Here is a 23,281-nt window from a genome sequence, read left to right on the forward strand (position 1 = left end):
AATGACGGGTTTCTCCTGCCAGGGGGTTGGCAGACACCTTGAAGAAAAAACCGACCCTGAGGTCGGTTCTTCAATCTGTACGCTGGGTCGGGATTGACTCGCGCCATCCCTGGCGCTCGACCTGCGGGCGGCCTCTGGCCGTCCAGTCGGGCTATCCTGCCCGCCTGTCGACAGGGTTCGAACCGAGCCGCCCATCATCGGATAAAGTAAAAGGCCCCGTCTTGCGACGGGGCCTTTTACTTTATTTGGCGGTGAGGGAGGAATGATTCACCACTGCGTGGCACACCCCTTCGGGGCGGCCTGCGGTCGTTCATCGCAGCAAGCTGCTCTGCTCGAACCCGACGAGGCTTCTCACCTTCTCTCCATCGGCATCGGATGTTGCCATGTCACCAGATGCAAAAAACCGACCCTTAGGTCGGTTTTTACAATTTGGCGGTGAGGGAGGGATTCGAACCCTCGATACGTTGCCGTATACACACTTTCCAGGCGTGCTCCTTCAGCCACTCGGACACCTCACCAAATTTTTACTGCTTGAAGTGGCTTTCGGAGCACGCTGCGCGTGCATCTTGCCGACTTCGTCGGTGGGCAGCCTCTCGGATACCGCACCAAATTTTTGTCTGTGGTTTAACGTGTTCAGCCAACACGGTGTCCGCTGCGCCGTTGCGCTGGAACGGGGCGTAATTTAGGGGAAAGGGCTGCCTGGGTCAACCACTTTTCCCCTTATTTTTCATAATCTTTATCGAGTGCCTATCCCTTGAACAGAATGCCGATTTTTTAATCCCGTTCAAGGCTTGTCGAGAATGATCAGGCTGTCAGGCAGCTCGTTCTGATCCCGGGTTGCGGGGAAGGCGTCGGTCAGAATGGCGCTGGTGCGCTCCACGCACTCCAGAAACCCCTGCTCGACCTCCTTGTTGCGTACCCGAACCACGAAGTCGTCGATGATCTGCTGCCACTGGGTGTTGTCGATGTGCTGGGCGATCCCGTCGTCTACCAGGATCTCCACATAGTGCTCCGCCACCGAGACGAAGATGAGCACACCGAGCCGGTCCCGGGTGCGGTGAAGTCCCTGCTCGACAAACTGCAGGCGGGCCATCAGGGCGGCCCGGTGACGGCGTACCTTGTTGGGAATGAGCCGCATCTTGATGGGCGTCCAGTGGAACAGCAGGCTCAGTAGCAACCAGACCGACCACTGCACCAGCAGGATCTCGTACCAGCCAAGCCAGAAGCCGAGCTGGAAGACCAGCAGGGGGGTGAGCATGGCCAGCAGGGCGGCCCACAGGGTCGGGATATAGCGATAGCCATCGCTGGCCGGGGCCAGCACGGTGACCAGTTCGGCATCCGTGGCCTGCTCGGCCTGTCGAACCCTGGCCTGCAAGGTGTGGAAAAACTGTTTAGAAATCATCTTGTTGTCTCTTTTTCCCTGATTACCAACCGCCAGATGCACCGCCGCCGCCAAAGCTGCCGCCGCCACCACTGAAACCGCCACCACCACCGCCAGTGCGGCCGCCAAAGGAGCCGGCACCGAATCCACCGGCCATGTAGGCGGCCCGGCGACGTCCTCCCGGCCCACCGCCGCCGCTGCGCAGGTTGTGCAGCACGATCATCGCAATCACCACCAGGATGAAGAGCCAGGGACCTCCCTGCTTGTCGGCCTTGCTGGCGTGGTCCACGGGCTGATACTCCCCGGCCAGGGCCTGCATGATGCCCTGGCTGCCGGCGAGGATGCCGGCCACCATGTCACCGCGCTTGAAGGCGGGCAGGATCCGGGTCTGGATGATATTGGCGGCGATGGCGTCGGGCAGGGCACCTTCCAGGCCATAACCCACCTCGATGCGCACCTTGCGCTCGTCCTGGGCGATGATCAGCAGAACGCCGTTGTTCTTGCCTTTTTGGCCGATGCCCCAGTGGCGACCGAGCTGGTAGCCGTACTCTTCGATGGTATCCCCCGCCAGTGTGTCGATGGAGACCACCACCAGCTGGACGCCGCTGCGCTTCTCGAAGACGGCCAGTTGCTGTGCGAGTTGGTGGGCCTGCTTGCGGGACATCAGATTGGCCTCGTCCACCACCCGCCCGGTCAGGGCCGGGAAATCGGGGGCGGCATGCAGTGCCGTGGCACAGAGCAGCAGACAGAGCGCCAGCCAGCGTCTCATCACGTTCATTGGAAGCTGACCTTGGGCGCCTCATCGGCACCGGGCTTGGCGCTGAAGGTGGGTTTGGCTTCCAGATCGGAGTAAAGCAGCTTGGACCAGATGACCCCGGGGAAGGTACGGATCTCGGTATTGAACTGGCGTACTGCTTCGATGTAATCCCGTCTGGCCACCGCGATGCGATTCTCGGTGCCTTCCAGCTGGGCCTGCAGGGTCAGGAACTGCTGGTCGGCCTTCAGATCCGGGTAGCGCTCGACCACTACCATCAGCCGGGAGAGGGCGCTGGAGAGCTGCTCCTGAGCCGCCTCGAACGCCTTGAGCTGGGAGGGGTCACTCACCTGCACGCTGCCGACTCGGGCACGGGCATCGGTGACAGCCTTGAGGGTCTCCTGCTCGTGGCTGGCGTACCCCTTGACGGTGGCCACCAGGTTGGGAATGAGATCGGCCCTGCGCTGGTATTGGTTCTCGACCTGTCCCCAGCTCGCCTTGACCTGCTCATCCAGGGTCGGAATGGTGTTCATGCCGCAGCCGGTCAAACCCAGCAGCAGGGTCAGGGTCAGCAGGGCACGGGTACCACGCTGCCAGAGTGAAGTGGCCATCTTGTTGTTCTCCATTGATATTTCTCTCGGAAATAGGTTCACCATAACAGCTTGTGGTCAGCCCTCACAACGCCTGGGTAAGAGGGGGGCGCGGTAGCTCATCGACACCTTGGGCAACTGGGGTTTGTCCTTGAGCCAGGAGGCCAGCTCCTCCCCACAGCCATTGCCGGGGGGAATGGGAGCCTGGGACTGGCAGTCCGGACTGTTTGCCGGGCAGCGCAGGCGCACGTGAAAGTGGCTGAAGTGGCCGACCCAGGGGCGCAGCTTGCCGACCCAGGCTTCACCGGGTGCCTGTTTGCACACCTCGGCCTTGATGACGGGGTTGACGAAGATACGCGCCACCTCGGGGCGATCAGCCGCAAGGCGCAGCAGATTGAGCTGCCTGGGACCGAATCGGCCGGGTAGCATCCGGTAGCTGGGTTCGTCGATCAGCGCCCACTCCCTGGGGGCATCCTGCTCCCAGCGGCTGATGGGTCTGTCAGCCATCCTGAACCAGATGTCGGCATCCAGGCCGGTCTGGTGGCTGCGATGACCTGAGGTAAAGGGCCCCCCGTGCATCATGGCGAGGTCGGCGATATAGAGATCCGGCATGCCGGCCAGTCTGGTCTGGTTGGCCAGATGCTGCAGGTAATGGATGAGGTCGGGGTGACCGTAATAGCGAAGCCGTTTGGTGCGGATCACCTGATAACCTGGGCCTTCGAGGGGCAGGGCCACGGCATTTTTCAGGCAGCCGGCGGAGTAGCCGCCGATGGCCTCGGCATAGAGTGTGCTCGCGGACAAGAGCAGGGCGATGGCGAACATGGGACTCCCGGGATGGCGCCCAGTGCGGGCTCAGACAGCCCCAAGCATACCAAGAGTGGCGGCTGGCCGTCATCCGTGTCGCGGTGGCGGTTGCATCGCGGCGCGTCGCTCGCGCACAATGCGCGGCAACGCAGCGACGGCAAGGCCGTTCGCATCACAGAAGGAGAAGAGAAGATGAGAGTCAGTGAGCTGGCAGCGCAAGAGAACGTGAGCTGGCTGATGCCCCCGGCCCGGCGGTTTTACGGGGTGATGATCTGCCTGTTGCTGGCGAGTCTCGCCACTGTGGTGGCCGCCCTCTGGCTGGGATATCCCGACATGGGCCTGCTGCCCTGGGTCGGGGTGGTCTTTGGCGGTATCGTGCTGGTGATGATGGTGTTGCCGCGCAACTGGCAGCGCTGGCGTCTGGCGGAGCTTGCCTGGGATGAACGCCATCTCTATCTGCTCAATGGCGGCGAAGACCGGGCCTTGGCGCTGCCCAGGGCCGTGCTGGTGGGCATGGAGCGGGATCGCAAGGTGGGACACGATGGCCAGTGGCTCGATTTCAGCCTGGATCTCGGGCTGGATGAGGTGACCCTGGCGACGGCCACCAGCCTGCTCGGGTTGTCCCGGGAAGGGACTCACGAAGTGGCCCCCGGGGTCTATCGATTCGGGTTCAAACGTGCCTGGCATGGGCGTCGTGCCCTCGGCACATTGCTGGCCGAGCTGCACCCGATCTGACTATTTTCTCGACAATTCATCCCAATGCTCAGATACTGCCTCTGATTCGATTTGATCTTTCCTGCTCTGATAACCCAAGAGATCAAGGACTTGGGATACGAAGCTGGAAGTGCCATGGCATGATGCCGTGGCTGGTCCGGCAGGGGGGTTGTGCCCTTACTCCCAGGTCGGTGGATGCATAGATAAGGCACCTTGAATCGAGAGTGGATGGCATGAAGATTTACGTAGGTAATCTGTCGTACCGGATGACGGCCGACGAACTGACAACCGTGTTCAGCCAATTTGGGCAGGTAGACAAGGTCGATATCATCATCGACCGCGATACCGGTCAGTCCAAGGGGTTTGGTTTCATTGAAATGCCGGTCAATGGTGAGGCCGAGAAGGCCATCGCCGAGTTGCACGGCACCGAGGTCGGCGGCCGCACCATCACGGTCAATCAGGCCAAACCGAAGACGGATGCACCCCGTGGTCGCCCCCAGCGCCATCGTTGAATCGTCTCGATAACGGAAAACGGCATGGAATCCTCCATGCCGTTTTTGTTTTCAGGGTCTGGTGCAGACTCAGGGAACGTCATAACCCAGAGCGGCCTTGCGGATGCGGAACCACTGCTGGCGAGTGAGCTCAATGGACTCGGCTGCCACGGCGGCGGCGATCCGCTCCCGTTTGCCGGAGCCGATGAGGGGCAGCGGCTGACTCGGTAGCATCATCACCCAGGCGTAGACCACCTGCTCCAGACAGTCGGCGCCCACCTCCTGGCGGATCTGCTCGAGTTCCGCCCGCAGCGGGGCATATTCGGGGGCATGGAACAGCCGCCCGCCGCCAAGGCAGGACCAGGCCATGGGCTTGATGCGCTGTTGCTGGCATTGATCCAGGGCACCATCCAGCGTCCCCTCCTGATGGAGCGGGGAGATCTCCAGCTGGTTGGTGACCAGGGGGAAGGGCAGGCGGGATTGCAGCAGGGCGAACTGGTGGGGCGTGAAGTTGGAGACCCCGGCGTGCTTGATCTTGCCTGCCTGCTTGAGGGTGATGAAGGCGTCGGCCACCTCGTCGGCGTTCATCAGGGGGTCGGGGCGATGGATCAGCAACAGATCCAGATGATCGGTGCCGAGCTTTTGCAAGGAGGCTTCGGCACTGGCGACGATGTGTCCCTTGCCGGTGTTGTAGTGATTCAGGGCGTGGGCCGGATTGGCGGTGAGGGCGATGCCGCACTTGCTGACGATCTCCATGCGATCGCGCAGGGAGGGCTCCAGGCGCAGGGCATGGCCGAAGGCCTCCTCGCATTGGTAGCCACCGTAGATGTCGGCGTGATCGATGGTGGTGACCCCGAGATCAAGGTGATATTTCATCAGGTCCAGCAGGGCGGCGGGGGAGAGCTGCCACTCCATCAGGCGCCAGTAGCCCATGATGAGGCGGGAGAAGGTGGGGCCTTGCTCATGCAGGGCCAGACGGGATACGGACATGGTGACTCCTCTGGAGATAAAAATGCGAAAAGAAAGGGGCAAAATCATGTGCCAGCATCTTGGTCTCTTCCGGCGGACAAGGCAATAATGCCCCCTTCGCGAATTCGAACTATGGTTCTGACTCCGACGGGTCAAGATCCCGGTGTCAGTGAGAGGAGAAGGGGTGATGGAAGGATTTGCCGCCAGGCTGCAAAGCCTTATTGGGGAGGGGAGCGTGAGCGCCTTTGCCCGCAAGGTGGGGTTGAGTGAAGCCCTGATCCGCAAGTATCTGAAAGGGGCCGAGCCCGGCCTTGGCAAGGCGAACCAGATTGCCATGGCGGCCAACTGCTCGCTGGAGTGGCTCGCCACCGGTTGCGGGTATCTCTATCGTCAGGCCGAGGTGGTGGACAGGGACGCGCTGGCGGCGGCGGGGTCGCTGGTGCAGGAGACCCGTCCGGGAAAACCCATGCCGGATGAGGAGCAACTGGTGACCCTGCTCGCCTATTACCAGTTCCTGCGCAGCCACAAGCAGGCGGACGGTTTTCTGGACCTGGCCCGGGCGCGGGAGTTTGGGCGCCATCTGGCCGAGGCCTGAGCCTGACGGGGGCTCCCGGCAGTCCGCCATTCTTCTGATACCCTCTAAGCAGTGATCAAATCCAAGGACACGCAGATGAGCTATCTGATCCTGGGCAGTGGCGGGTTGGGCAGTGCGCTGGCACGGGCGCTGGCCAGACGGGGAGAAGAGTGGTTGCTGGCGGGCAGGCAACTGCCCAGGGGACTGGATCCCGCCTGCTACTTTCCGCTGCAGGAGGTGGACTCGCTCTCCTTTGAAGCCCTCTTCACCCTCTATGACAGCACCACCCTGCCGACAGTGGTGATCAACACCATAGGCCTGCTCCATGATCTTGCCCACATGCCGGAGCGGCGGGTGGAGGAGGTGACCCCCCAATGGCTCGAAGAGAGTCTGCTGGCCAATGCCTGGCCCCACCTGGCCCTTGGTGCCAACCTCAGCCGGCGCATGATGCCCCAGAGCACGCTCTGGCTCTGCACCCTCTCGGATCGGGCGGGAAGCCTGGAGGAGGGGGGCCAGGAGGCCATGTGCCATTACAGCTACCGCATGAGCAAGGCCGCCCTCAACATGGGCTCCCGGATCCTGGCGGGTGAGTGGGCTGGACGTTTTCCCGGCGCCGGTGTCATCACCGTGCATCCCGGCCTCATGAATACCCCCATGCAGCAACCTTTTCTTCAGGAGATGGATCCCACCTTGCTGCAGGACCCCGCCGAGGTCGCCGTCCGCCTGCTGGATCTGATGGCCACACTGACGCCGGCGCACTCGGGCCGTTTCGTGGATCTGCAGGGTCAGTGGCTGCCCTGGTGAGCCGCCGGGCTCACATTCCCGCTTGCCGTTTCTTGCCAGCCGGGTGTCGGCTGGTTAATGTCATCGTCCTGCATCAGGAGGATGACATGCGCTATATCGATTTACGAAGTGATACCGTGACCCAACCCACGGAAGCCATGCGCCAGAGCATGCTGCATGCCGAGGTGGGAGACGATGTCTATGGGGAAGATCCCAGCATCAATGCGCTGGAGCGCCGCGGCGCCAAACTGCTTGGCAAGGAGGCGGCCCTGTTCGTGCCCTCCGGCACCATGTCCAACCTGCTGGCCATGATGAGTCACTGCCAGCGTGGGGAAGGAGCCGTGCTGGGGGCGGCTTCCCACATCTATCGCTACGAGGCCCAGGGCTCTGCCGTGCTGGGCTCGGTGGCCCTGCAATCCGTCCCCATGCAGGCGGACGGCACCCTGGCCATCGAGGATGTGCGGGGGGCCATCGCTCCCGATGATCCCCATTTCGTCCAGACGCGCCTCGTCTGCCTGGAAAATACCCATAACGGCAAGGTGCTGCCATTGACCTACCTGCGCGCCATGCGCGAATTCGTCGACGAGAAGGGGTTGAAGCTGCACCTGGACGGGGCTCGCCTCTTCAATGCGGTGGTGGCGAGCGGGGAACCGGTGGCCGCCATCGCGGCGCCTTTTGACAGCATCTCTGTCTGCCTCTCCAAGGGACTGGGAGCACCGGTGGGTTCCCTGCTGGTGGGATCGGCTGCGTTCATCGCCCGCGCCAGACGGCTGCGCAAGATGCTGGGGGGCGGCATGCGCCAGGGAGGGATCCTGGCCCAGGCCGCCCTGTTCGCGCTGGATCAGCACGTTGCCCGGCTGGCGGATGATCATCGCCGCGCCAGGCGTCTGGCAGAGGGGCTGGCCGTGTTGCCAGGCATCACACTCAACATGGGTGAGGTGCAGACCAACATGGTATTCCTGCGCCTGACTCAGGAGGATCCCGCCACCTTGCTGGGTTTCATGAAGGAGCGCGGTATTCTCTTCTCCGGCTACGGGGAGCTCAGGTTGGTGACCCACCTGCAAATCACCGACGATGACATCGACGAGGTGATCGACGCCTTCACCGAGTACCTGAGTGGCTGACGCCATTTCCTATCGCAACAACAAGGGCGCCATCGGGCGCCCTTGTTGTCATGGCCGGGTCGGTCATCCCTGGCGCTGGCCGGTGATCAGCATGGCCTCGTCGGTGGCGTCATAGATCATGATGGCCAGGTGGGTGACCTCTCCGGCGAAGTCGGCCAGCGGCACCAGGGTCAGGTTCTGGTACATGTAGGGGGCCGATCCCGTGATGGGGCGGTAGTTGGAGAAGCGCAACAGGTAGGGGCGCTGCTCCCAGGTGCTGAAGGCACGGTTGTTGAGCTTGAACACCATGTTGGCCTTGCGCTCGAACCAGGTCTTGTCCACATCGGGGAAGAGCGAGAACAGCCCCTGATCGCGCACTTCGCCTGCCAGCCGGCCGCTGTGACTCTCCATGAAGCCGTTCCACACCTGGATCCGGTACTCCCTGTCGAGCACGACCAGCCCCACGTCCAGATTCTGGACGATGTTCATCAGCCAATGAAACTCCCGAATGTCCATGGTCACTCCTGGTGGTTGCTGCCGCGGGGCGGTCAGAGCATGTGCATGATCTTGTTGTTCATGGTGGCGATGGAATCTTCGGTAAACAGCAGCAAGAGATCGCACTGCACCGCATAGCCCTGCACCCGATAGTTGATCTCGATGGCCAGAGTGCGGCGCCAGCGGCTCTGGTTGGTCCGAATGAGATCCTGAATGGGCCTGTGCTGGCCAAGCACCACGGGGTGACCCTGGCTAAAAGGGGTGTCGAGCTGGTTGGCGTAGCCGCGCAGGAAGGCGCCAATCAGCACGTTGGCGGTGTCCATCAGCAGTTCCAGCTCGGCGCCGTGATCCAGCTCCCCCTGATGGTTCATCAGGCGGGCCAGGTCCTGGAAGCTGGCATCGTGGAACAGCAGCAGGGCCTCCCCGGCGATCCCGGCCCCGATGAAGCCCTGGCAGACCGCAGAGAGCGTCTCCGACTCGGCGGCGGCCGAGAGCGCCATGTGCAGCTCGGAGACCTCCAGCACGTTGACGTTGGGGATGGGGAGCAGCACGAAGGCGCCGAGCAGGCGGGCCAGAAGATCCGCCCCCTGGCCCATGGCGACGTTGGCCAGCTCCTGATAGACATCCCGCAGCTCGGGGGTGAACTGGATGCTGCTCTGGGCAGCCTGGTGGCTGGCGACGGGCTGGTGCTGGATGGCCGTCACCTGGGTGGCTGATTGCCACAGACCGTGGCGCTTGAGCAAGGCAAGGAGGGTGTCCGGGGAAGCCGGCTTCTTGATGAAATCGAGGGCGCCAAGAGCCATGACACGCTCATGGGCTTCCGGCTGGATGTCGCCGGAGACCACGATCACCTTGCTGCGCACCCCCTCTCGCTTGAGGGTCTCGAGCACGCCATAACCGTCCATCTCCGGCATGGTGAGATCGAGAAAGATCAGGTCCCCGTGCCCCATCAGGATCTGCTCGACCCCTTCCAGTCCGTCCGCGGCCTGGTGCAAGGTGACACCCCAATCGGCGGGCAGGGCGCGCACCAGCTGTTTGCGCGCGAACCCGGAGTCATCACATATCAATACATTCATAGTGTTAGCCGACCTGTGCAACGAGGATTGCGCTAAGTGTGGGTCATCAGCCGTCAGATGCAACGTGCAGCGGCTGCGCCGGTGAAAATTGATCGTTCTGCTGGCGGGTACGATAGCGCTCGGAGTGCTTCTCGACGAAATCGGCGAACATCTTAACACGCAACGGGGTGAACCGGGGCTGACAATGGAGCATGTAGAAGGGACGTTTTCCTGACTGCCAGTCAGGCAGGACGGGGACGAGCTGACCATCTTGCAGGAAGGGGTGCACATAGTGCTGCGGGGCGTTGACGATGCCGAGGTGGCGCTGGGCTGCCCGTACGGCGGCCTGGGTCTGGTCGATGCAAAGGCGGGGAGTGCGCTTGATGCAGATCGCCTGTTTGTCCCGCCCGCTCAGTTGCCAGTGCTGGTGGGGCCAGCAGTAGATGAGATCGTGCTCTTCCAGCTGGGTCGGGTGGGAGGGCACACCCATCTTCTCCAGATAGAGGGGGGAGGCGAACAGACCGTACTGGATGTGACCCAGACAGAGGGCGTTGGGCAGGGTCTGGGGGAGCTCGCCGTTGAAAAAGACCAGGTCCCTGTCCTGATCCGCCTGGAGGGCATGGTCGTTGGACTGGCGGATGTCGAATTGTACCCCGGGATAGCGCAGGCCGAAGTCCACCAGCATGTCGACCAGGATGGTGTTGGAGAGGGCGATGGGGGCCGCGAGGCGGATGAGGCCGCTGATGTCCGTCTCCTCACCCCGAATTTCGCCGGTGGCCTGCTCTATTTCCGCAAGGGGGGTACAGAGGCGCTCGTAATAGCGCAGCCCTTCGTCCGTGAGACGCAGCTTGCGGGTGGATCTGTGCAGCAGGCTGCATCCGAGCTGCTCTTCCAGTTGGGAGATACGTCGACTGATGGTGCCGGTCGGCATGCCCAGCGCAGCGGCGGCGTGGGAGAAACCGCCCTCTTGCACCACCTTGACGAACAGATAGAACTCTTCGATGTACTTCATAAGCGGTTTTAGGGGGTGTTCTGGCTGTAACAAGCCAGTGACCTTATGAAGAGTCACCGGGCTTGGCAAGCGCAATCCGGCGTTTAATTGATCTGGATTAGATTCGACTCGCGCTGGTATTGCTGGAGCAGATGGACGAAATCTTCCGGGGATCTGTCCAGGCTGTTGTCGGGCACCAGCAGATCGTACCCCAACAGATCACGCAGCCGTGCCATCCGGTTGCCGAGCATGGCGATCACCCCCTCATAGCGCTGGCCGGAGGGTGAGCAGAAGCGGCTCTCCTCCAGCAGTCCCTCTCCCAGGAGCCCACTGCCGCACCCTCCGGTCGGGCAGTCGGAGCGCTCGCTTCGCATGGCCTGCATCAGCACGGCGCGCTGCTCGGTCAGCAGACGGACGGCGAGCCGGGGTGTGATCAGCGTCAAAAAAGCGTCGTAATCCTTTATTTTCAAGCCGATGTAGGGCAGCTCCACCAGATCCCACCCCAAATGGATACGTGGTTGGTCAATTCGCTGAATATTTCTCCATTTCAGGATCCAGCCGCCGTACTTGTGATGGTATTGCAGGCAGTCCTGACACAAAGAGAGACTAAAATGAGGCTCACCCAGTTTCCAAACCCCGACAAGAATTGTCATCAGGCCCGCCAAGAGGAGGGAAATGGCGGGGATTAGTAGTTGTTCACGAAGAAAAAAAAGTATAAAAATCATAGCAATGGTTATCACCATGCCCAACAATACCAGTGTGAGTCCATTTCTTCGTACCATGGGGATCACATGTAGCGTTTTCATATGATTTCGGCCTTTTTTCATCCGTTTGTTATCCGATTATGGGCCGGAACGGATTTTGTACCAGCGTGAATACTCCTGTCAGGGGGCGCAAGCGACTGGTTCGACCATGAGCTTTCAGCATGAATCATCACTCAACATGAATACGCTAGACGAACGCCTGCTCACCGTGATGGATGTCCTCCACACGCCTGTCTGGGTCTATGACATCCAGCGTCATCATATTTACTGGGCCAACGATGCTGCCCTCGGGCTCTGGGAGGCGAGCTCCCTGGCCGAGCTGAAGTCCCGGGATTTCTCCGCCGACATGGCCGCCGCCATCGATCTGCTGCTGCAGCGCTATCTCGGTGATTTCCAGCAGGAGCGCAGTTACAACGAGTGGTGGACCCTCTCGCCCAAGGGGGTCAAGAAGCAGGTCTATCTGCGTCTTTCCGGGATCCAGCTTGCCGGAAGGCAGATGATGATGGCGGAAGCGGTCATCGATGCCGACACCCTCTATCAGGAGTCCTCCCTCGCCACCGGCGACACCCTGGCCTGTCTCTTTGACAACGAGGGGCGCCTCGAGAGCGGCAACCATCACTTCGACATGTGCTTTGGCACCGGCATTCTGACGCTGCCCCAGATCTTCTCCGGTGCGGACGAGGCCTTCTATCGTCGCCTCTCCCGTCTGGACGAAGTAGTGGCCGAAGGGGAGTGCCGCACCCAGAAGGGGATGCGCTGGTTCCAGTACCAGTTTCGCCATATCCAGCAGGGGGCACGGATCCTGCTGACCATGCGGGACATCACGGATCGCAAGCTCGAAGAGCTGGAGCATCGCCACCTGGCCTGGCACGACTCCCTCACCGGGCTGCTCAACCGCTACGGCCTGATGAAATCCCTGGAAGCCTATTGCGGCCTCGGGGGGCGCTTTGCCCTGGTGTTCATGGATCTGGACAACTTCAAGCTGGTCAATGACAACTACGGCCACAAGGCAGGGGATCGCCTGCTGGAGCGGGTCGCCGGACGGCTCAAGCAGATCTGCCCGCGGGACGTGGAGCTGGCGCGCCTTGGCGGGGACGAGTTCACCGCCCTGGTGCCCCTCAACCAGGCGAGCGATCGGGCCCAGGAGGTGGCGGATCTCATGCTCTCCCAGATGAGCAAGCCACTGCAGCTGAGCGGTGTCCCCGAGGTCACCATCGGCGGCAGCATCGGCATCGCCATCTACCCGGACGACGCCGATGATGGCGACAACCTCATCACCCGTGCCGACATGGCCATGTATCAGGCCAAGCAGATGGGGCGGCTTCGCTGGCAACGCTTCACCCCCAGCATGCAGCAGAGCCTGCATCGCAAGCTGACCCTGAAGCAGTTCCTGGCCAAGGCCGTCGGTCGGGGAGAGCTCAGCCTGCGCTATCAGCCCCAGGTGGATGTGGCGCAAGGTCGGGTCATCGGTTTCGAGGCCCTGGTACGCTGGTACAATCCCGTGCTCGGCCATGTGTCGCCGGCGGAGTTCATTCCGCTGGCCGAAGAGATGGGGCTCATCCGGGAAATCGGAAGCTGGGTGCTTTCCACCGCATTGGCCCAGATGGGGGAGTGGCAGCGACAGGACGGGGTGAGGGTGCCGGTGTCAGTCAATCTCTCGGGCTTCCAGCTCTCTGCCAGTTTGCCGGAGCTGGTGGCCCAACTGCTCGAGGTATTCTCGGTGGAGGCGGCGCTGCTGACCCTGGAGCTGACCGAGACGGTGCTGATGCTCGACATGAAGGGGTGCATCGAGATCCTCGACGCCCTGAGCGAGCAGGGGATCAAGATCGCCATCGACGACTTCGGGACGGGCTACTCCTCCCTGGCCTACCTCAACCGGTTGCCCATCGACACCATCAAGCTGGACCGCTCCTTCGTGGTGGGACTCAACCTGCCGGTGATCCGGGCGACGGTGGCCATGGCCACCAGTCTGGGGCTCGGGATCCTGGCGGAAGGGGTGGAGGAGGAGCACGAGCTCGCGGCCCTGCAGACCCAGGGTTGCCATGTCTTCCAGGGGTTCCTGTTCAGCCGTCCCATGACCCCGGAAGAGGTGGCGGCGGCGGGGTTTGCTGTACAGTGCCGACTGGGTCGCTACCCCCTCGCAAACCATTGAGCAAGTTGTCGATAAATGTGCGGCATCTCCCATTTATGAAGTGCGAGATGCCAAATTAAACATAATTAATCGAATTTTTGTCTCATATCATGGGATCCATTAGACGTTATCGCTAGTATGCGCGCTCATTCCTTGGTAATGGAGTATCACCATAATGAGTCAAGCTGCAGTGAACGAGCGTCCGGCCCCTCCCAACGGCTGGTTGAACCGCTTTCTGAACGGGGTGGAGAAGGCGGGCAACAAGCTGCCGGATCCCGCCATGCTCTTCCTCTATGCCTTGCTGATCGTCTGGGTCGGCTCTTGGATAGGCTCCCAGTTCTCCTTCGATCTGGTCAATCCCCGCACCGGAGAGGCCGTGGTCATCAACAACCTGTTGACCGGGGCAGGGCTGGCGGACTTTCTCGCCAGCATGGTCACCACGTTCACCGGGTTTGCTCCCCTTGGCATCGTGCTGGTGGCCATGCTGGGGGTCGGGGTGGCTGAACAGTCCGGTTTCATCAACACCGGGCTCAAGAAGCTGCTCAAGGTGACGCCGGCGCGCTTTCTGACCCCCATGCTGATCCTGGTGGCCATCGTCAGCCATACCGCCGCCGATGCGGGCTATGTGCTGGTGATCCCCATTGGCGGCATCATCTTCCATGCGGCGGGTCGCCACCCGCTGGCGGGGATTGCCGCAGCCTTTGCCGGGGTTTCCGGCGGGTTTGCCGCCAACTTCCTGCCCTCCGGCGGGGATGCGCTGCTTCAGGGTTTCACCCAGTCTGCAGCCCAGTTGTTCGACCCTGACTACATGGTCAACACCCTGTGCAATATCATCTTCACCGGCGCTTCTTCCTTGCTGATCATCTGCGTGGGCTGGTTTGTCACCGAGAAGATTGTCGAGCCGCGCCTCAAGCAGGTGCCTCTCAACGAGGATCTGGAGAGCGCCGACGAGATGGGCCGTTACAGCGCCCAGGAAAGCCGGGCCTTCAACTGGGCCGGGTTCGCCATGCTGGCGGCCGTGGTGCTGCTGGGGCTGGCGCTGGCCCCCGGCGACTCGCCGATGCGGGCACCGGACGGTTCCCTCACCACCTTCGCCGCGCCGGTGATGAAGTCCATCGTGCCCCTCATTTTCCTGCTCTTCATCCTGCCCGGGATCGTCTATGGCTTTGTCGCCGGCAGCTTCAAGAGCGGCAAGGATGTGATCGACGCCATGTCGGCCACCATGAACAAGATGGGCTCCTACATGGTGATGGCCTTCTTCTGCGCCCTCTTCATCAAGGCGTTCGGGGATTCCAACCTCGGTACCCTGCTGGCGCTCTCCGGTGCCGAGGTGCTTCACGCCCTGGCGCTGCCGGGAGAGGTGACCATCGTCGGCATCATACTGCTGACGGCCACCGTCAACCTGGTGGTGGGCTCGGCCTCCGCCAAGTGGGCCCTCATCAGCCCCATCCTGGTGCCCATGCTGATGGCGGTGGGGATCTCGCCCGAGCTGACTCAGGCCGCGTATCGGGTGGGGGATTCCGCCTCCAACATCATCACCCCGCTGATGGTCTTCTTCCCCCTGGTGGTGGTTTATTGCCAGCAGTATGTGAAGAGCACAGGCATCGGCACCCTGGTCTCCATGATGCTGCCTTACTCCCTGGCCTTCCTGGTGAGCTGGACGGGCTTCCTGCTGCTCTACTGGGCGCTGGGGTTCCCGCTTGGGTTGCAGGCCCCCTATGTCTATCCTGCCCCTTGAGGGTGACGGGGGGCCTTGGGCCCCCCGCTTTTTTTGGGTAGAGTGTGACCTTCATCCCGGAGGTACCATGAACCCGACCATCGATCTCATTCTTTCCCATCGCTCCATTCGCCAGTTCACCCCAGAGCCCGTCAGCGCAGAGCAGCTGGATCAGATCCTGAGCGCCGCCCAGAGCGCCGCGAGCTCCAGCTTCCTCCAGGCCAACAGCATCATCCGGGTCACCGACAAGGGGCTGCGGGCCACCCTGGCGGAGCTGGCCGGTCATCAGGCCTATGTGGTTGAGGCGGCGGAGTTTCTGGTGTTTTGCGCCGACTACCATCGTCACAGCCAGATAGTGCCGGAGGCCCGCACCGGCTTTGTGGAGCAGCTCATGATCGGGGCCATCGACGGCGCCCTGATGGCGCAAAATGCCTTGCTGGCGGCCCAGTCACTTGGGTTGGGCGGGGTCTATATCGGCGGCATTCGCAACAATCCGGCCGAGGTGAGCGAGGTGCTGGGTCTGCCCCATCAGGTGATCCCGCTGTTTGGCCTCTGCCTGGGTCATCCCGCCCAGCGGCCGGAGCAAAAACCGCGGCTGCCCCGGGCGCTGGTGGTGCACGAGAACCGCTATCCTGCCACCCTGGACCGCGCCCTGCTGGCCCGGTACGACGGGCAGATCCACGACTACTACCAGGCCCGCAGCAGCAACAACAAGGATCAGACCTGGAGCGGGCAGATCAGGGGGATCCTGGGCAAGGAGGCGAGGCCCTTCATGCTGGGATTCCTGCAGTCGAAGGGTTTTTGCCTCAAGTAATGGGGGCGGCGGGCGATATGGAGCAAGACGCACCGGATGCGGTCACCGCCTGGGAGCGTTCTTGTGAGGCAATACGGGATCTGGGCGCTACCCTATGAGGCTAAGCTGTTGTAGGATCTCGCAATTGGATTGGGACTGGAGTGTGAACACCCTATGATTTTAACCCTGATATTGCTGTCAATCGGCGCACTCCTGTTTCTGGTCATCGCCTATAACGTGGTGCAGCAATACAAGCAGAAGGCCGAATCGGACAAGCGCCAGGCCATTGCCCGTCACAAGGCGGTGGCAGACGAGACTGAAGAGGTGTTGCTGAACGTCAATCTGGTGCCCTTTTCCAAAAACATGGTGCTGCTGTTGCAACACCGGATCCTGGATGCCTACCGCGCCATCGCGCTGGTGATGCCCAATGCGCAGGTCAAGCAGCGCATCGCCGACGTCCAGCTCCAGATCAAGAACGTGCAGGAGAACTACAGCAGCCAGGACGAGGGGCATTTCAAGACGCCGGAGTCCGACCGCCAGGCCATCCAGATGCTGCAACTGGCCAAGAAGATGCGGGCCGTGCTGCGGGTCGAGCACAACAAGGGCAAGATAGATCCCCAGGGCTTTGCCCAGGAGGATCGCCGCCTCGAGCTGATGCAGCTCAAGATCAACATCGCCAACTTGCTCAAGCGGGCCATGGATGCCCAGATCCAGGGGCAGTACGGCACCTGCCGCCAGCTCTACACCAAGGGACTGGGGGCGCTGGCCAATGTCACCGACAAGGATCCCTACCTGCTGGCGCGGGAAGAGGACATGCGTCAGGGGATGCGCCAGCTGGAAGAACACCTGCAGCAGCACAGCGAGAAGGAGCTGCAAAACATCAAGGACAAAGAGACGGACGAACTGGACGTCCTGTTCCAACCCAAGAAGAAATGGTGATCATGTCACATCCACTGGATTCCACACTGGGGCCCATGGCCCCATTTGTTTGCCAACTGCTCACGGAAATGCATGCCGTCATGGGAGTCAAGGACTCCCCCGTGGTGGATCACCTCTGCTACCGCGCCGCCACCCTGCCGGAATATCTGGAGTTGAAAGCGGTGCTGGCCGCCCACGGAGTCTTGCTGGTGGAGGGGATGATAGGCGGTCGTCCCATCGCCACCTATCGCTTGCACCAGCCTGTCTGCTGGGAGCAGGTGACCGTCCCCTGCATCGAACTGGCCGCCCCCAAGGCGGGTCGAAGCCATCAGGCCGGGCTCGAACATATCGAGCTGGTGGTGCCCTCGCTCACGACCTTGGTGACGACGCATCCGGATGTCCCCTTCAAGACCGGCAACATCGATGACGGACGCAATCCGGATATAGGATTGATGCTGCCCTCCGGGCAGATCAAGTTTCATCTGCGCCCGCTTGAGGAGGTGATCGACGAAGAGCTCTGCACCGGCGCCGTGGTGCCGGTACCGGCGGACTATTATGACGGTCTGTGAGGGAAGGACCCGTTGACGGGAGCCTGATCCTGTGGCGTCAACGCACAAGCGGGCGCCACACGTCCTTTCAAGTGACCGAGCCAGAGGCTCAACCCGGCGGTGATCATCAACACCAGCTCGATGCCGAGCACCAGACCCCATAGCCCCCCTTGCTCCCAGAAGGGATGCAGATAAAGCCCGCCCAGGCTGGCCCCCAGGTAATACCCCACCAGATAGAGCGACGAGGCGAGCGCCCGGTTGTGCTCCACGTGCTGGCCGACCCAGGCGCTGGCACAGGCGTGGGCCAGGAAGAAGCCGAAGCTCGAGACAAGCAATCCCCCGATGATGGCGACAAGGCTCCCCTGCAACAGGGCCAGACTGCCGAGTGCCATCAAGGTTATTCCCGCCAGCAGCAGACGATGTGCTCCCCAGCGATGGGCCCCGCGGCCGCTCAGTGAAGAGGCGACGGTGCCGGTGAGGTAGGTCAGAAACAGCATGCCGAGCCACTGGGTCGGCAGGGAGAAGGGGGCCTTGGCCAGCAGGAAGGTGAGATAGCTGTACTGGTTCAGGAAGACCATGAAGTTGAGGCCGCCGATGAGATAGGCCCCCACCAGCAAGGGGTTGCCAAGGTGGCTCTGGATGGCGCGGCGCAGTTGCCCAGGCGCTGCCTCCACGGCCACGAAGCAGCGCTGGGCGGGCAGCAGCCAGATGACCAGTGGCAGCAGGGCGAGGCTGATGATCCCGATACCGAGGAAAGTGTGCTGCCAGTCACCAAACCAGCCAGCCAGCAGACCGCCGACCACCCGGCCCGCGATGCCTCCCAGGGAGTTGGCCGCGATATAGACGCCGACGGCTACGATGAGGGCACGTTTGCTGAACTCTTCCCCCATGTAGGCAATGGCGGTGGCGGGCAGCCCTGCCAGCAGGACGCCTTGCAGGATGCGCAGGCTCACCAGCACATCAAAGTGGGTGACCCAGGGGATGCACAGGGAGAGCAGGATGGCGGCCGCCAGGGTCCACAGCATGATCCGCCGCCGTCCGAACCGATCAGCCAGACGGGCACAGACGAGCAGGGAGCCTGCCAGCCCTGCGGTACAGCCTGCCAGCGTCCAGCTGGCGGACAAGGCGCTGACCGAGAAAACCTCTGCCAGGAGCGGCAGCAGGGGATGGGTCTGGTAGAGATTGAGGAATACCAGGAAGGAGCCCAGGCTGAGAGCCAGGGTGGCGCGTATCCATTCGCGACTACCTATTTCAATCATATGGAGTTGTCCCGACGACTTTTGTGCAGGGTAGTGCGACGAAACGTATAAATATAATATATTTAAGTTATCACCCTGATAAATGAAATTGATATGGACCTGAAACAGCTCGGATACCTGCTGGCGGTGCGCGATGCCGGCTCCTTCACCAGGGCGGCCCAGGGGCTGAACGTGGCCCAGCCTGCCGTCAGCATGGCCATCGCCAAGCTGGAGCAGCAGCTCGATCTGCGGCTGTTTGACCGGCAGGACCGCAGCGTGCGCCTCACCCCGGAGGGAGAGGTCCTCTGCCGCCACGCCGAACGGCTGCTGCGCCAAATGCACCAGGCCGAGGCCGAGATGGCCGAGCTCAAGGGGCTGGAACGGGGGGAGGTGCGCATCGGCATCCCCTACATGATGGGATCCTATTACTTCCCGCCAATCCTGATGGCGTTCAAGCATCGCTACCCCGGCTTGAAGATCCGGGTGGAGGAGGCGGGCACCCGGGAGCTGCTCAGCCGCATGGTGGATGGCAGTCTGGATCTCGCCATCCTCATCACCAGCGATCTGCCACCGGCCCTCGAGGGGGCGCAACTGCTGCGGGAAGAGATGCTGATGGTGGTGGGGGAGGAGCACCCGCTGCGCGGCGCTGAGTCGGTCTCGCTGCCACAGTTCTTCGGCCAGGAGCTCGCCATGTTCCGGCGAGGCTTCTACCACAGGGAACACATGGAGGTGTTGGCGCAGGGGTTGGGGGTAGAGCCTGACATCGCGTTCGAAAGCAATCTCATCCCGCTGCTCAAGGCGGTGGTGCGTCAGGGATTCGCCGTGACCACCTTCCTGCGCATGGCGCTGGAAGAGGAGCCGGCCCTCACCGGCATCCCTTTTTCACCCCCTATCTTCCTGGATCTCTGCGTAGCCTGGCGACGGGGGGATCCGCTCTCCATGGCGAACCGGGCATTGCGGGATTTTTTGCTGGCACAAGGGGATGTTTCTCACCATTGCGCTACAGATACTCAATGATTGAGTGGTATCACCAATAAAAACGCCTCCAATCTGGAGGCGTATGCTGACAAGGTGGATGCAACCTTATTTCTTGAACAGGTGATCCAGCTTGTTTGCCTTGGTGGAGAGATAAAACTCGTTGTGGGGATTGCGACCTTCCTGAAGGGGCACGCGCTCCGCCACCGGGATGCCAAAGGATTCCATCGCCTTCAACTTGCGCGGGTTGTTGGTCATCAGGCGCAGGGACTTGACCTCGAGCGCCTTGAGCATGTCGGCGCAGATGGTGTAGTCACGCATGTCGGCGGCAAAGCCAAGCGCCACGTTGGCCTCCACGGTATCGGCCCCCTGATCCTGCAGATGATAGGCCCGGATCTTGTTGAGCAAGCCGATGCCTCGCCCTTCTTGACGGACATACAGCAGGACGCCGCGGCCCGCCTTGGCGATGTTTTCCAGAGCGGCCTGCAATTGGAAGCCGCAGTCACAACGCAGACTGAACAGGGCATCCCCGGTCAGACACTCGGAATGAATGCGTCCCAGCACGGGTTCGCCGTCTGCGATATCGCCCATCACCAGCGCGGCATGATCCTTGCCTGTGCCGGTTTCCTGAAAACCAACCAGCGTGAAAGTGCCCCAGGGGGTCGGCAACTTGGATTTGGCCACGAGGGTAACGCTGCTCATATGGTTGCTCCTGACTACAGCTGCTTAAAAAAGGGCGGCCAGTTTAGCGCGCATTGTCCGGAACAACCATAAGAACAAAACCTTGCGTGAGAAGTGGGTTAACCCGATTGGTCAGAATAGGTGCAATCACGACGACTTTTGCGCAATTGTGTGCCCTGACAACTGCCAGAGACGGCGCATTCGGGTATAATCGGCGCCCATTAACCCATCCCGACAGGGATGTGTGCAACCAGTCAAGATGCCGAGTGCGCAGGAGAAACGTTATGGCTCAGATGGCCCCCGTGATGACTATTGATGGCCCAAGTGGAGCAGGAAAAGGCACCTTGTGCCAGTTGCTGGCTGAAAAACTGGGCTGGCACCTGCTCGATTCCGGTGCCATCTACCGGGTGCTCTCCCTGGCAGCCCTGCATCACGATGTGGAGCTCGATTCCGAAGCCGCATTGGTTCCCCTGGCCGCCAATCTGGATGTGCAATTCCAGGTAGAAGGGGCGCTGGTCAAGGTGATCCTCGAAGGGGAGGATGTTTCCCGTACCATTCGTACTGAAGAAGTGGGCAACGCGGCCAGCAAAATCGCGGCGTTTCCCCGGGTACGTGAAGCCCTGCTGCGCCGTCAGCGTGCATTCCGCCAAGCCCCCGGTCTCATCGCCGACGGTCGCGACATGGGTACAGTGGTTTTCCCCGAGGCGGATGTGAAGATTTTCCTCGACGCCAGCGCCGAGGAGCGGGCCCAGCGCCGCTATAAGCAGTTGCAAGATAAGGGCTTTGATGTTAACTTTGAGCGTCTTTTAACCGAGATTCGGGAACGTGACGATCGCGACAGAAATCGCGCCGTCGCTCCCCTGAAACCCGCGGAAGATGCTCTTGTTGTAGACTCAACGTCCATGACCATAGATGAAGTGCTGGCAACGGTGCTTGCCTATGCAGAGCAACAACTTGGTGATGTCAGCGCAAACTGATGTCAGTCGTCTGCACCAAGGATGGCGCAGATAATTTAAAACAACCCCGCTTGTGCCGGATTGCAAGTGGATGTTTCATTTGTGACATAAACAATGATCGAATCTTTTGCTCAACTCTTTGAAGAGTCCCTGAATGCCGTTGAAACCCGTCAAGGTTCCATCGTCAAGGGCACTGTCGTTGCTATCGAGAACGGTTTCGTACTGGTTGATGCCGGTCTGAAATCCGAGTCTGCTATCCCGGCTGAAGAATTCAAGAACGCCATGGGCGAGCTGGAAATCAACGTAGGTGACTCCGTTGACGTGGCTCTGGACTCTATCGAAGATGGTTTCGGCGAAACCAAGCTGTCCCGCGAAAAAGCCAAGCGCCACGAAGCCTGGCTGCAGCTTGAAAAAGCTTACGAAGAGCAAGCTACCGTTATCGGTATCATCAACGGCAAGGTCAAGGGTGGTTTCACCGTTGAGCTGAACGGCATCCGTGCCTTCCTGCCGGGTTCTCTGGTTGACGTGCGTCCGATCCGTGACACCGCTCACCTGGAAAACAAAGAACTCGAGTTCAAAGTCATCAAGCTGGACCAGAAGCGCAACAACGTTGTTGTTTCCCGTCGTGCCGTGATCGAGACCGAGAACACCTCCGAGCGTGAAAGCCTGCTGGCCAACCTGCAAGAAGGTCAAGAAGTTAAGGGTATCGTCAAGAACCTGACCGACTACGGTGCATTCGTAGATCTGGGCGGTGTTGACGGCCTGCTGCACATCACCGACATGGCGTGGAAGCGCGTTAAGCATCCTTCCGAAATCGTCAACGTTGGCGACGAGATCGCTGTCAAGGTTCTGAAGTTCGACCGCGAGCGTACCCGTGTATCCCTGGGCCTGAAGCAGCTGGGCGAAGATCCCTGGGTTGCTATCGCCAAGCGTTACCCGGAGACCACCCGTCTGTCTGGCCGCGTGACCAACCTGACCGACTACGGCTGCTTCGTTGAAATCGAAGAAGGCGTGGAAGGCTTGGTACACGTATCCGAGATGGATTGGACCAACAAGAACATCCACCCGTCCAAGGTTGTCAACGTTGGCGACGTGGTTGACGTGATGGTTCTGGACATCGACGAAGAGCGTCGTCGTATCTCCCTGGGTCTGAAGCAGTGCAAATCCAACCCGTGGCAGCTGTTTGCCGAAACTCACGCCAAGGGCGACCGTGTTTCCGGCAAGATCAAGTCCATCACTGACTTCGGTATCTTCATCGGTCTGGATGGCGGCATCGACGGCCTGGTTCACCTGTCTGACATCTCCTGGAACAACCAGGGCGAAGAAGCCGTGCGTGAATTCAAGAAGGGCGACGAGATCGAAGCCGTTGTTCTGCAAGTGGACCCGGAGCGTGAGCGCATCTCCCTGGGCGTCAAGCAGATCGAAGAAGACCCGTTCAATAAGTACCTGTCTGACAACAAGAAAGGTGCTATTGTGAAGGGCAAGGTTACCGAGGTTGATGCCAAGGGTGCCGTGATCGAACTGGCTGACGGCGTAGAAGGCTACCTGCGTGCCTCCGACGCTGCTCGTGACCGCGTAGAAGACGCCACTCTGGTGCTGTCTGTTGGTGACGAAGTTGAAGCCAAATTCATGGGCGTTGATCGCAAGAACCGTACCGTAAGCCTGTCTGTCCGTGCCAAGGACGAGGCTGACGAGCGTGTTGCCATCGACAGCCTGAACCAACAAGAAGAAGTTGTGTTCAGCAATGCCATGATGGAAGCGTTCAAAGCCGCCAAGGGTGAGTAATCCTTGATGCAAGAAAAGGGCGGCATTGCGCCGCCCTTTTTTATCTTGGCAAAATGATTATTGCATGTGAT

24 protein-coding genes, 1 tRNA gene and 1 other RNA gene are annotated in these 23,281 nt (G+C 61.1%); 13 read left to right on the forward strand and 13 right to left on the reverse strand.

The features are described 5' to 3' along the window. Positions 1-246: 246 nt before the first annotated feature. The 6 genes from AB5Y50_RS04195 to mepA all read right to left on the reverse strand — a co-directional run bounded on the left by AB5Y50_RS04195 (position 247) and on the right by mepA (position 3,547). A non-coding RNA gene (locus tag AB5Y50_RS04195) (RtT sRNA) lies at positions 247-375 on the reverse strand. A 55-nt stretch (positions 376-430) separates the two neighbouring features. Beyond that, a tRNA-Ser gene (locus tag AB5Y50_RS04200) sits at positions 431-518 on the reverse strand. A gap of 266 nt (positions 519-784) precedes the next feature. Further along, on the reverse strand, positions 785-1,402 hold the full coding sequence (locus AB5Y50_RS04205) for a TPM domain-containing protein (RefSeq protein ID WP_010675024.1): 618 nt from the start codon (positions 1,400-1,402) through the stop codon (positions 785-787). A 22-nt stretch (positions 1,403-1,424) separates the two neighbouring features. Continuing rightward, positions 1,425-2,159, reverse strand: coding sequence for a YgcG family protein (locus AB5Y50_RS04210; RefSeq protein WP_043154789.1), 735 nt, complete (start codon positions 2,157-2,159; stop codon positions 1,425-1,427). Continuing rightward, the gene (locus AB5Y50_RS04215) at positions 2,156-2,761 is read right to left on the reverse strand and encodes a LemA family protein (RefSeq protein WP_010675022.1); all 606 of its coding nucleotides are present in this window, start codon (positions 2,759-2,761) and stop codon (positions 2,156-2,158) included. Before AB5Y50_RS04215 ends, AB5Y50_RS04210 begins: the two co-directional genes overlap by 4 nt. 42 nt (positions 2,762-2,803) lie before the next feature. Further along, positions 2,804-3,547 carry a penicillin-insensitive murein endopeptidase gene (mepA, locus tag AB5Y50_RS04220; RefSeq protein ID WP_010675021.1) on the reverse strand — a complete coding sequence of 248 codons (744 nt, stop codon included), beginning with the start codon at positions 3,545-3,547 and terminating at the stop codon, positions 2,804-2,806. A gap of 174 nt (positions 3,548-3,721) precedes the next feature. Between mepA and AB5Y50_RS04225 the strand changes: the two genes are divergently transcribed. Both AB5Y50_RS04225 and AB5Y50_RS04230 read left to right on the forward strand, forming a co-directional pair. Then, on the forward strand, positions 3,722-4,264 hold the full coding sequence (locus tag AB5Y50_RS04225; RefSeq protein WP_010675020.1) for a hypothetical protein: 543 nt from the start codon (positions 3,722-3,724) through the stop codon (positions 4,262-4,264). A 212-nt stretch (positions 4,265-4,476) separates the two neighbouring features. Then, positions 4,477-4,755 (forward strand): RNA-binding protein, encoded by a 279-nt coding sequence (locus tag AB5Y50_RS04230; RefSeq protein WP_029314670.1) that lies wholly within the window; start codon positions 4,477-4,479, stop codon positions 4,753-4,755. A 69-nt stretch (positions 4,756-4,824) separates the two neighbouring features. On the opposite strand, the gene AB5Y50_RS04235 is transcribed toward AB5Y50_RS04230, so the two are convergent. Then, positions 4,825-5,724, reverse strand: a complete 900-nt coding sequence (locus tag AB5Y50_RS04235) for an aldo/keto reductase family oxidoreductase (RefSeq protein WP_010675018.1) — start codon at positions 5,722-5,724, stop codon at positions 4,825-4,827. Between the two features lie 166 nt (positions 5,725-5,890). Between AB5Y50_RS04235 and AB5Y50_RS04240 the strand changes: the two genes are divergently transcribed. The 3 genes from AB5Y50_RS04240 to ltaE all read left to right on the forward strand — a co-directional run bounded on the left by AB5Y50_RS04240 (position 5,891) and on the right by ltaE (position 8,184). Further along, positions 5,891-6,298, forward strand: coding sequence for a helix-turn-helix transcriptional regulator (locus tag AB5Y50_RS04240; protein ID WP_010675017.1), 408 nt, complete (start codon positions 5,891-5,893; stop codon positions 6,296-6,298). Positions 6,299-6,373: 75 nt separating this feature from the next. Then, a complete protein-coding gene (locus AB5Y50_RS04245; protein ID WP_010675016.1) occupies positions 6,374-7,081 on the forward strand; it encodes a short-chain dehydrogenase in 708 nt (235 codons plus the stop codon). 86 nt (positions 7,082-7,167) lie between these two features. After that, positions 7,168-8,184 (forward strand): low-specificity L-threonine aldolase, encoded by a 1,017-nt coding sequence (ltaE, locus tag AB5Y50_RS04250; RefSeq protein ID WP_010675015.1) that lies wholly within the window; start codon positions 7,168-7,170, stop codon positions 8,182-8,184. A 63-nt stretch (positions 8,185-8,247) separates the two neighbouring features. Here the strand turns inward: ltaE and AB5Y50_RS04255 are convergent, their stop codons facing one another. From AB5Y50_RS04255 to AB5Y50_RS04270, 4 genes are all read right to left on the reverse strand, one after another. Beyond that, complete coding sequence (locus tag AB5Y50_RS04255; protein WP_010675014.1) at positions 8,248-8,679, reverse strand: PAS domain-containing protein; 432 nt, start codon at positions 8,677-8,679, stop codon at positions 8,248-8,250. Between the two features lie 32 nt (positions 8,680-8,711). Further along, the gene (locus AB5Y50_RS04260) at positions 8,712-9,734 is read right to left on the reverse strand and encodes a response regulator (RefSeq protein ID WP_029314668.1); all 1,023 of its coding nucleotides are present in this window, start codon (positions 9,732-9,734) and stop codon (positions 8,712-8,714) included. Positions 9,735-9,780: 46 nt separating this feature from the next. After that, positions 9,781-10,725: a LysR family transcriptional regulator gene (locus AB5Y50_RS04265; RefSeq protein WP_010675012.1), complete on the reverse strand. Its 945-nt coding sequence runs from the start codon at positions 10,723-10,725 to the stop codon at positions 9,781-9,783. Between the two features lie 83 nt (positions 10,726-10,808). Next, the gene (locus tag AB5Y50_RS04270) at positions 10,809-11,531 is read right to left on the reverse strand and encodes a DUF2982 domain-containing protein (RefSeq protein WP_275058586.1); all 723 of its coding nucleotides are present in this window, start codon (positions 11,529-11,531) and stop codon (positions 10,809-10,811) included. A 148-nt stretch (positions 11,532-11,679) separates the two neighbouring features. Here AB5Y50_RS04270 and AB5Y50_RS04275 point away from each other — a divergent pair, with 148 nt between their 5' ends. From AB5Y50_RS04275 to AB5Y50_RS04295, 5 genes are all read left to right on the forward strand, one after another. Next, complete coding sequence (locus tag AB5Y50_RS04275; RefSeq protein WP_029314665.1) at positions 11,680-13,620, forward strand: bifunctional diguanylate cyclase/phosphodiesterase; 1,941 nt, start codon at positions 11,680-11,682, stop codon at positions 13,618-13,620. Positions 13,621-13,774: 154 nt separating this feature from the next. Next, on the forward strand, positions 13,775-15,337 hold the full coding sequence (locus AB5Y50_RS04280; RefSeq protein ID WP_010675009.1) for an AbgT family transporter: 1,563 nt from the start codon (positions 13,775-13,777) through the stop codon (positions 15,335-15,337). A 67-nt stretch (positions 15,338-15,404) separates the two neighbouring features. Then, the gene (gene nfsA, locus AB5Y50_RS04285) at positions 15,405-16,130 is read left to right on the forward strand and encodes an oxygen-insensitive NADPH nitroreductase (protein ID WP_010675008.1); all 726 of its coding nucleotides are present in this window, start codon (positions 15,405-15,407) and stop codon (positions 16,128-16,130) included. A 153-nt stretch (positions 16,131-16,283) separates the two neighbouring features. Further along, on the forward strand, positions 16,284-17,048 hold the full coding sequence (locus AB5Y50_RS04290) for a hypothetical protein (RefSeq protein ID WP_010675007.1): 765 nt from the start codon (positions 16,284-16,286) through the stop codon (positions 17,046-17,048). Further along, on the forward strand, positions 17,042-17,596 hold the full coding sequence (locus tag AB5Y50_RS04295; RefSeq protein ID WP_010675006.1) for a VOC family protein: 555 nt from the start codon (positions 17,042-17,044) through the stop codon (positions 17,594-17,596). Before AB5Y50_RS04290 ends, AB5Y50_RS04295 begins: the two co-directional genes overlap by 7 nt. Here AB5Y50_RS04295 and AB5Y50_RS04300 read toward each other — a convergent pair. After that, positions 17,581-18,834 (reverse strand): MFS transporter, encoded by a 1,254-nt coding sequence (locus tag AB5Y50_RS04300; protein WP_010675005.1) that lies wholly within the window; start codon positions 18,832-18,834, stop codon positions 17,581-17,583. The genes AB5Y50_RS04295 and AB5Y50_RS04300 overlap by 16 nt on opposite strands. A gap of 93 nt (positions 18,835-18,927) precedes the next feature. Here AB5Y50_RS04300 and AB5Y50_RS04305 point away from each other — a divergent pair, with 93 nt between their 5' ends. Beyond that, on the forward strand, positions 18,928-19,830 hold the full coding sequence (locus AB5Y50_RS04305) for a LysR family transcriptional regulator (protein WP_010675004.1): 903 nt from the start codon (positions 18,928-18,930) through the stop codon (positions 19,828-19,830). A 66-nt stretch (positions 19,831-19,896) separates the two neighbouring features. Here AB5Y50_RS04305 and ribA read toward each other — a convergent pair whose 3' ends face one another. Beyond that, positions 19,897-20,490: a GTP cyclohydrolase II gene (ribA, locus tag AB5Y50_RS04310; protein WP_010675003.1), complete on the reverse strand. Its 594-nt coding sequence runs from the start codon at positions 20,488-20,490 to the stop codon at positions 19,897-19,899. Positions 20,491-20,753: 263 nt separating this feature from the next. Here ribA and cmk point away from each other — a divergent pair, with 263 nt between their 5' ends. After that, on the forward strand, positions 20,754-21,446 hold the full coding sequence (gene cmk / locus AB5Y50_RS04315; protein WP_010675002.1) for a (d)CMP kinase: 693 nt from the start codon (positions 20,754-20,756) through the stop codon (positions 21,444-21,446). Positions 21,447-21,539: 93 nt separating this feature from the next. Then, entirely contained in the window at positions 21,540-23,210 is a 1,671-nt protein-coding gene (rpsA, locus tag AB5Y50_RS04320; protein WP_010675001.1) for a 30S ribosomal protein S1, read from the forward strand. Positions 23,211-23,281 lie beyond the last annotated feature (71 nt).

Origin of the sequence: Aeromonas sp. s6, from assembly GCF_040907815.1 — a bacterium.
Taxonomy (GTDB): Bacteria; Pseudomonadota; Gammaproteobacteria; order Enterobacterales; family Aeromonadaceae; genus Aeromonas; species Aeromonas caviae.

Coding starts and splice junctions, on each gene's coding strand:
- ribA (WP_010675003.1), bottom strand. CDS start 20,490: ATGAGCAGCGTTACCCTCGTGGCCAAATCCAAGTTGCCGACCCCCTGG.
- AB5Y50_RS04230 (WP_029314670.1), top strand. CDS start 4,477: ATGAAGATTTACGTAGGTAATCTGTCGTACCGGATGACGGCCGACGAA.
- mepA (WP_010675021.1), bottom strand. CDS start 3,547: ATGTTCGCCATCGCCCTGCTCTTGTCCGCGAGCACACTCTATGCCGAG.
- AB5Y50_RS04215 (WP_010675022.1), bottom strand. CDS start 2,761: ATGGAGAACAACAAGATGGCCACTTCACTCTGGCAGCGTGGTACCCGT.
- AB5Y50_RS04210 (WP_043154789.1), bottom strand. CDS start 2,159: ATGAACGTGATGAGACGCTGGCTGGCGCTCTGTCTGCTGCTCTGTGCC.
- AB5Y50_RS04295 (WP_010675006.1), top strand. CDS start 17,042: ATGGTGATCATGTCACATCCACTGGATTCCACACTGGGGCCCATGGCC.
- AB5Y50_RS04275 (WP_029314665.1), top strand. CDS start 11,680: ATGGATGTCCTCCACACGCCTGTCTGGGTCTATGACATCCAGCGTCAT.
- nfsA (WP_010675008.1), top strand. CDS start 15,405: ATGAACCCGACCATCGATCTCATTCTTTCCCATCGCTCCATTCGCCAG.
- AB5Y50_RS04245 (WP_010675016.1), top strand. CDS start 6,374: ATGAGCTATCTGATCCTGGGCAGTGGCGGGTTGGGCAGTGCGCTGGCA.
- AB5Y50_RS04300 (WP_010675005.1), bottom strand. CDS start 18,834: ATGATTGAAATAGGTAGTCGCGAATGGATACGCGCCACCCTGGCTCTC.
- AB5Y50_RS04290 (WP_010675007.1), top strand. CDS start 16,284: ATGATTTTAACCCTGATATTGCTGTCAATCGGCGCACTCCTGTTTCTG.
- AB5Y50_RS04235 (WP_010675018.1), bottom strand. CDS start 5,724: ATGTCCGTATCCCGTCTGGCCCTGCATGAGCAAGGCCCCACCTTCTCC.
- ltaE (WP_010675015.1), top strand. CDS start 7,168: ATGCGCTATATCGATTTACGAAGTGATACCGTGACCCAACCCACGGAA.
- AB5Y50_RS04225 (WP_010675020.1), top strand. CDS start 3,722: ATGAGAGTCAGTGAGCTGGCAGCGCAAGAGAACGTGAGCTGGCTGATG.
- AB5Y50_RS04255 (WP_010675014.1), bottom strand. CDS start 8,679: ATGGACATTCGGGAGTTTCATTGGCTGATGAACATCGTCCAGAATCTG.
- AB5Y50_RS04205 (WP_010675024.1), bottom strand. CDS start 1,402: ATGATTTCTAAACAGTTTTTCCACACCTTGCAGGCCAGGGTTCGACAG.
- AB5Y50_RS04240 (WP_010675017.1), top strand. CDS start 5,891: ATGGAAGGATTTGCCGCCAGGCTGCAAAGCCTTATTGGGGAGGGGAGC.
- AB5Y50_RS04280 (WP_010675009.1), top strand. CDS start 13,775: ATGAGTCAAGCTGCAGTGAACGAGCGTCCGGCCCCTCCCAACGGCTGG.
- rpsA (WP_010675001.1), top strand. CDS start 21,540: ATGATCGAATCTTTTGCTCAACTCTTTGAAGAGTCCCTGAATGCCGTT.
- AB5Y50_RS04305 (WP_010675004.1), top strand. CDS start 18,928: ATGGACCTGAAACAGCTCGGATACCTGCTGGCGGTGCGCGATGCCGGC.
- cmk (WP_010675002.1), top strand. CDS start 20,754: ATGGCTCAGATGGCCCCCGTGATGACTATTGATGGCCCAAGTGGAGCA.
- AB5Y50_RS04260 (WP_029314668.1), bottom strand. CDS start 9,734: ATGAATGTATTGATATGTGATGACTCCGGGTTCGCGCGCAAACAGCTG.
- AB5Y50_RS04265 (WP_010675012.1), bottom strand. CDS start 10,725: ATGAAGTACATCGAAGAGTTCTATCTGTTCGTCAAGGTGGTGCAAGAG.
- AB5Y50_RS04270 (WP_275058586.1), bottom strand. CDS start 11,531: ATGAAAAAAGGCCGAAATCATATGAAAACGCTACATGTGATCCCCATG.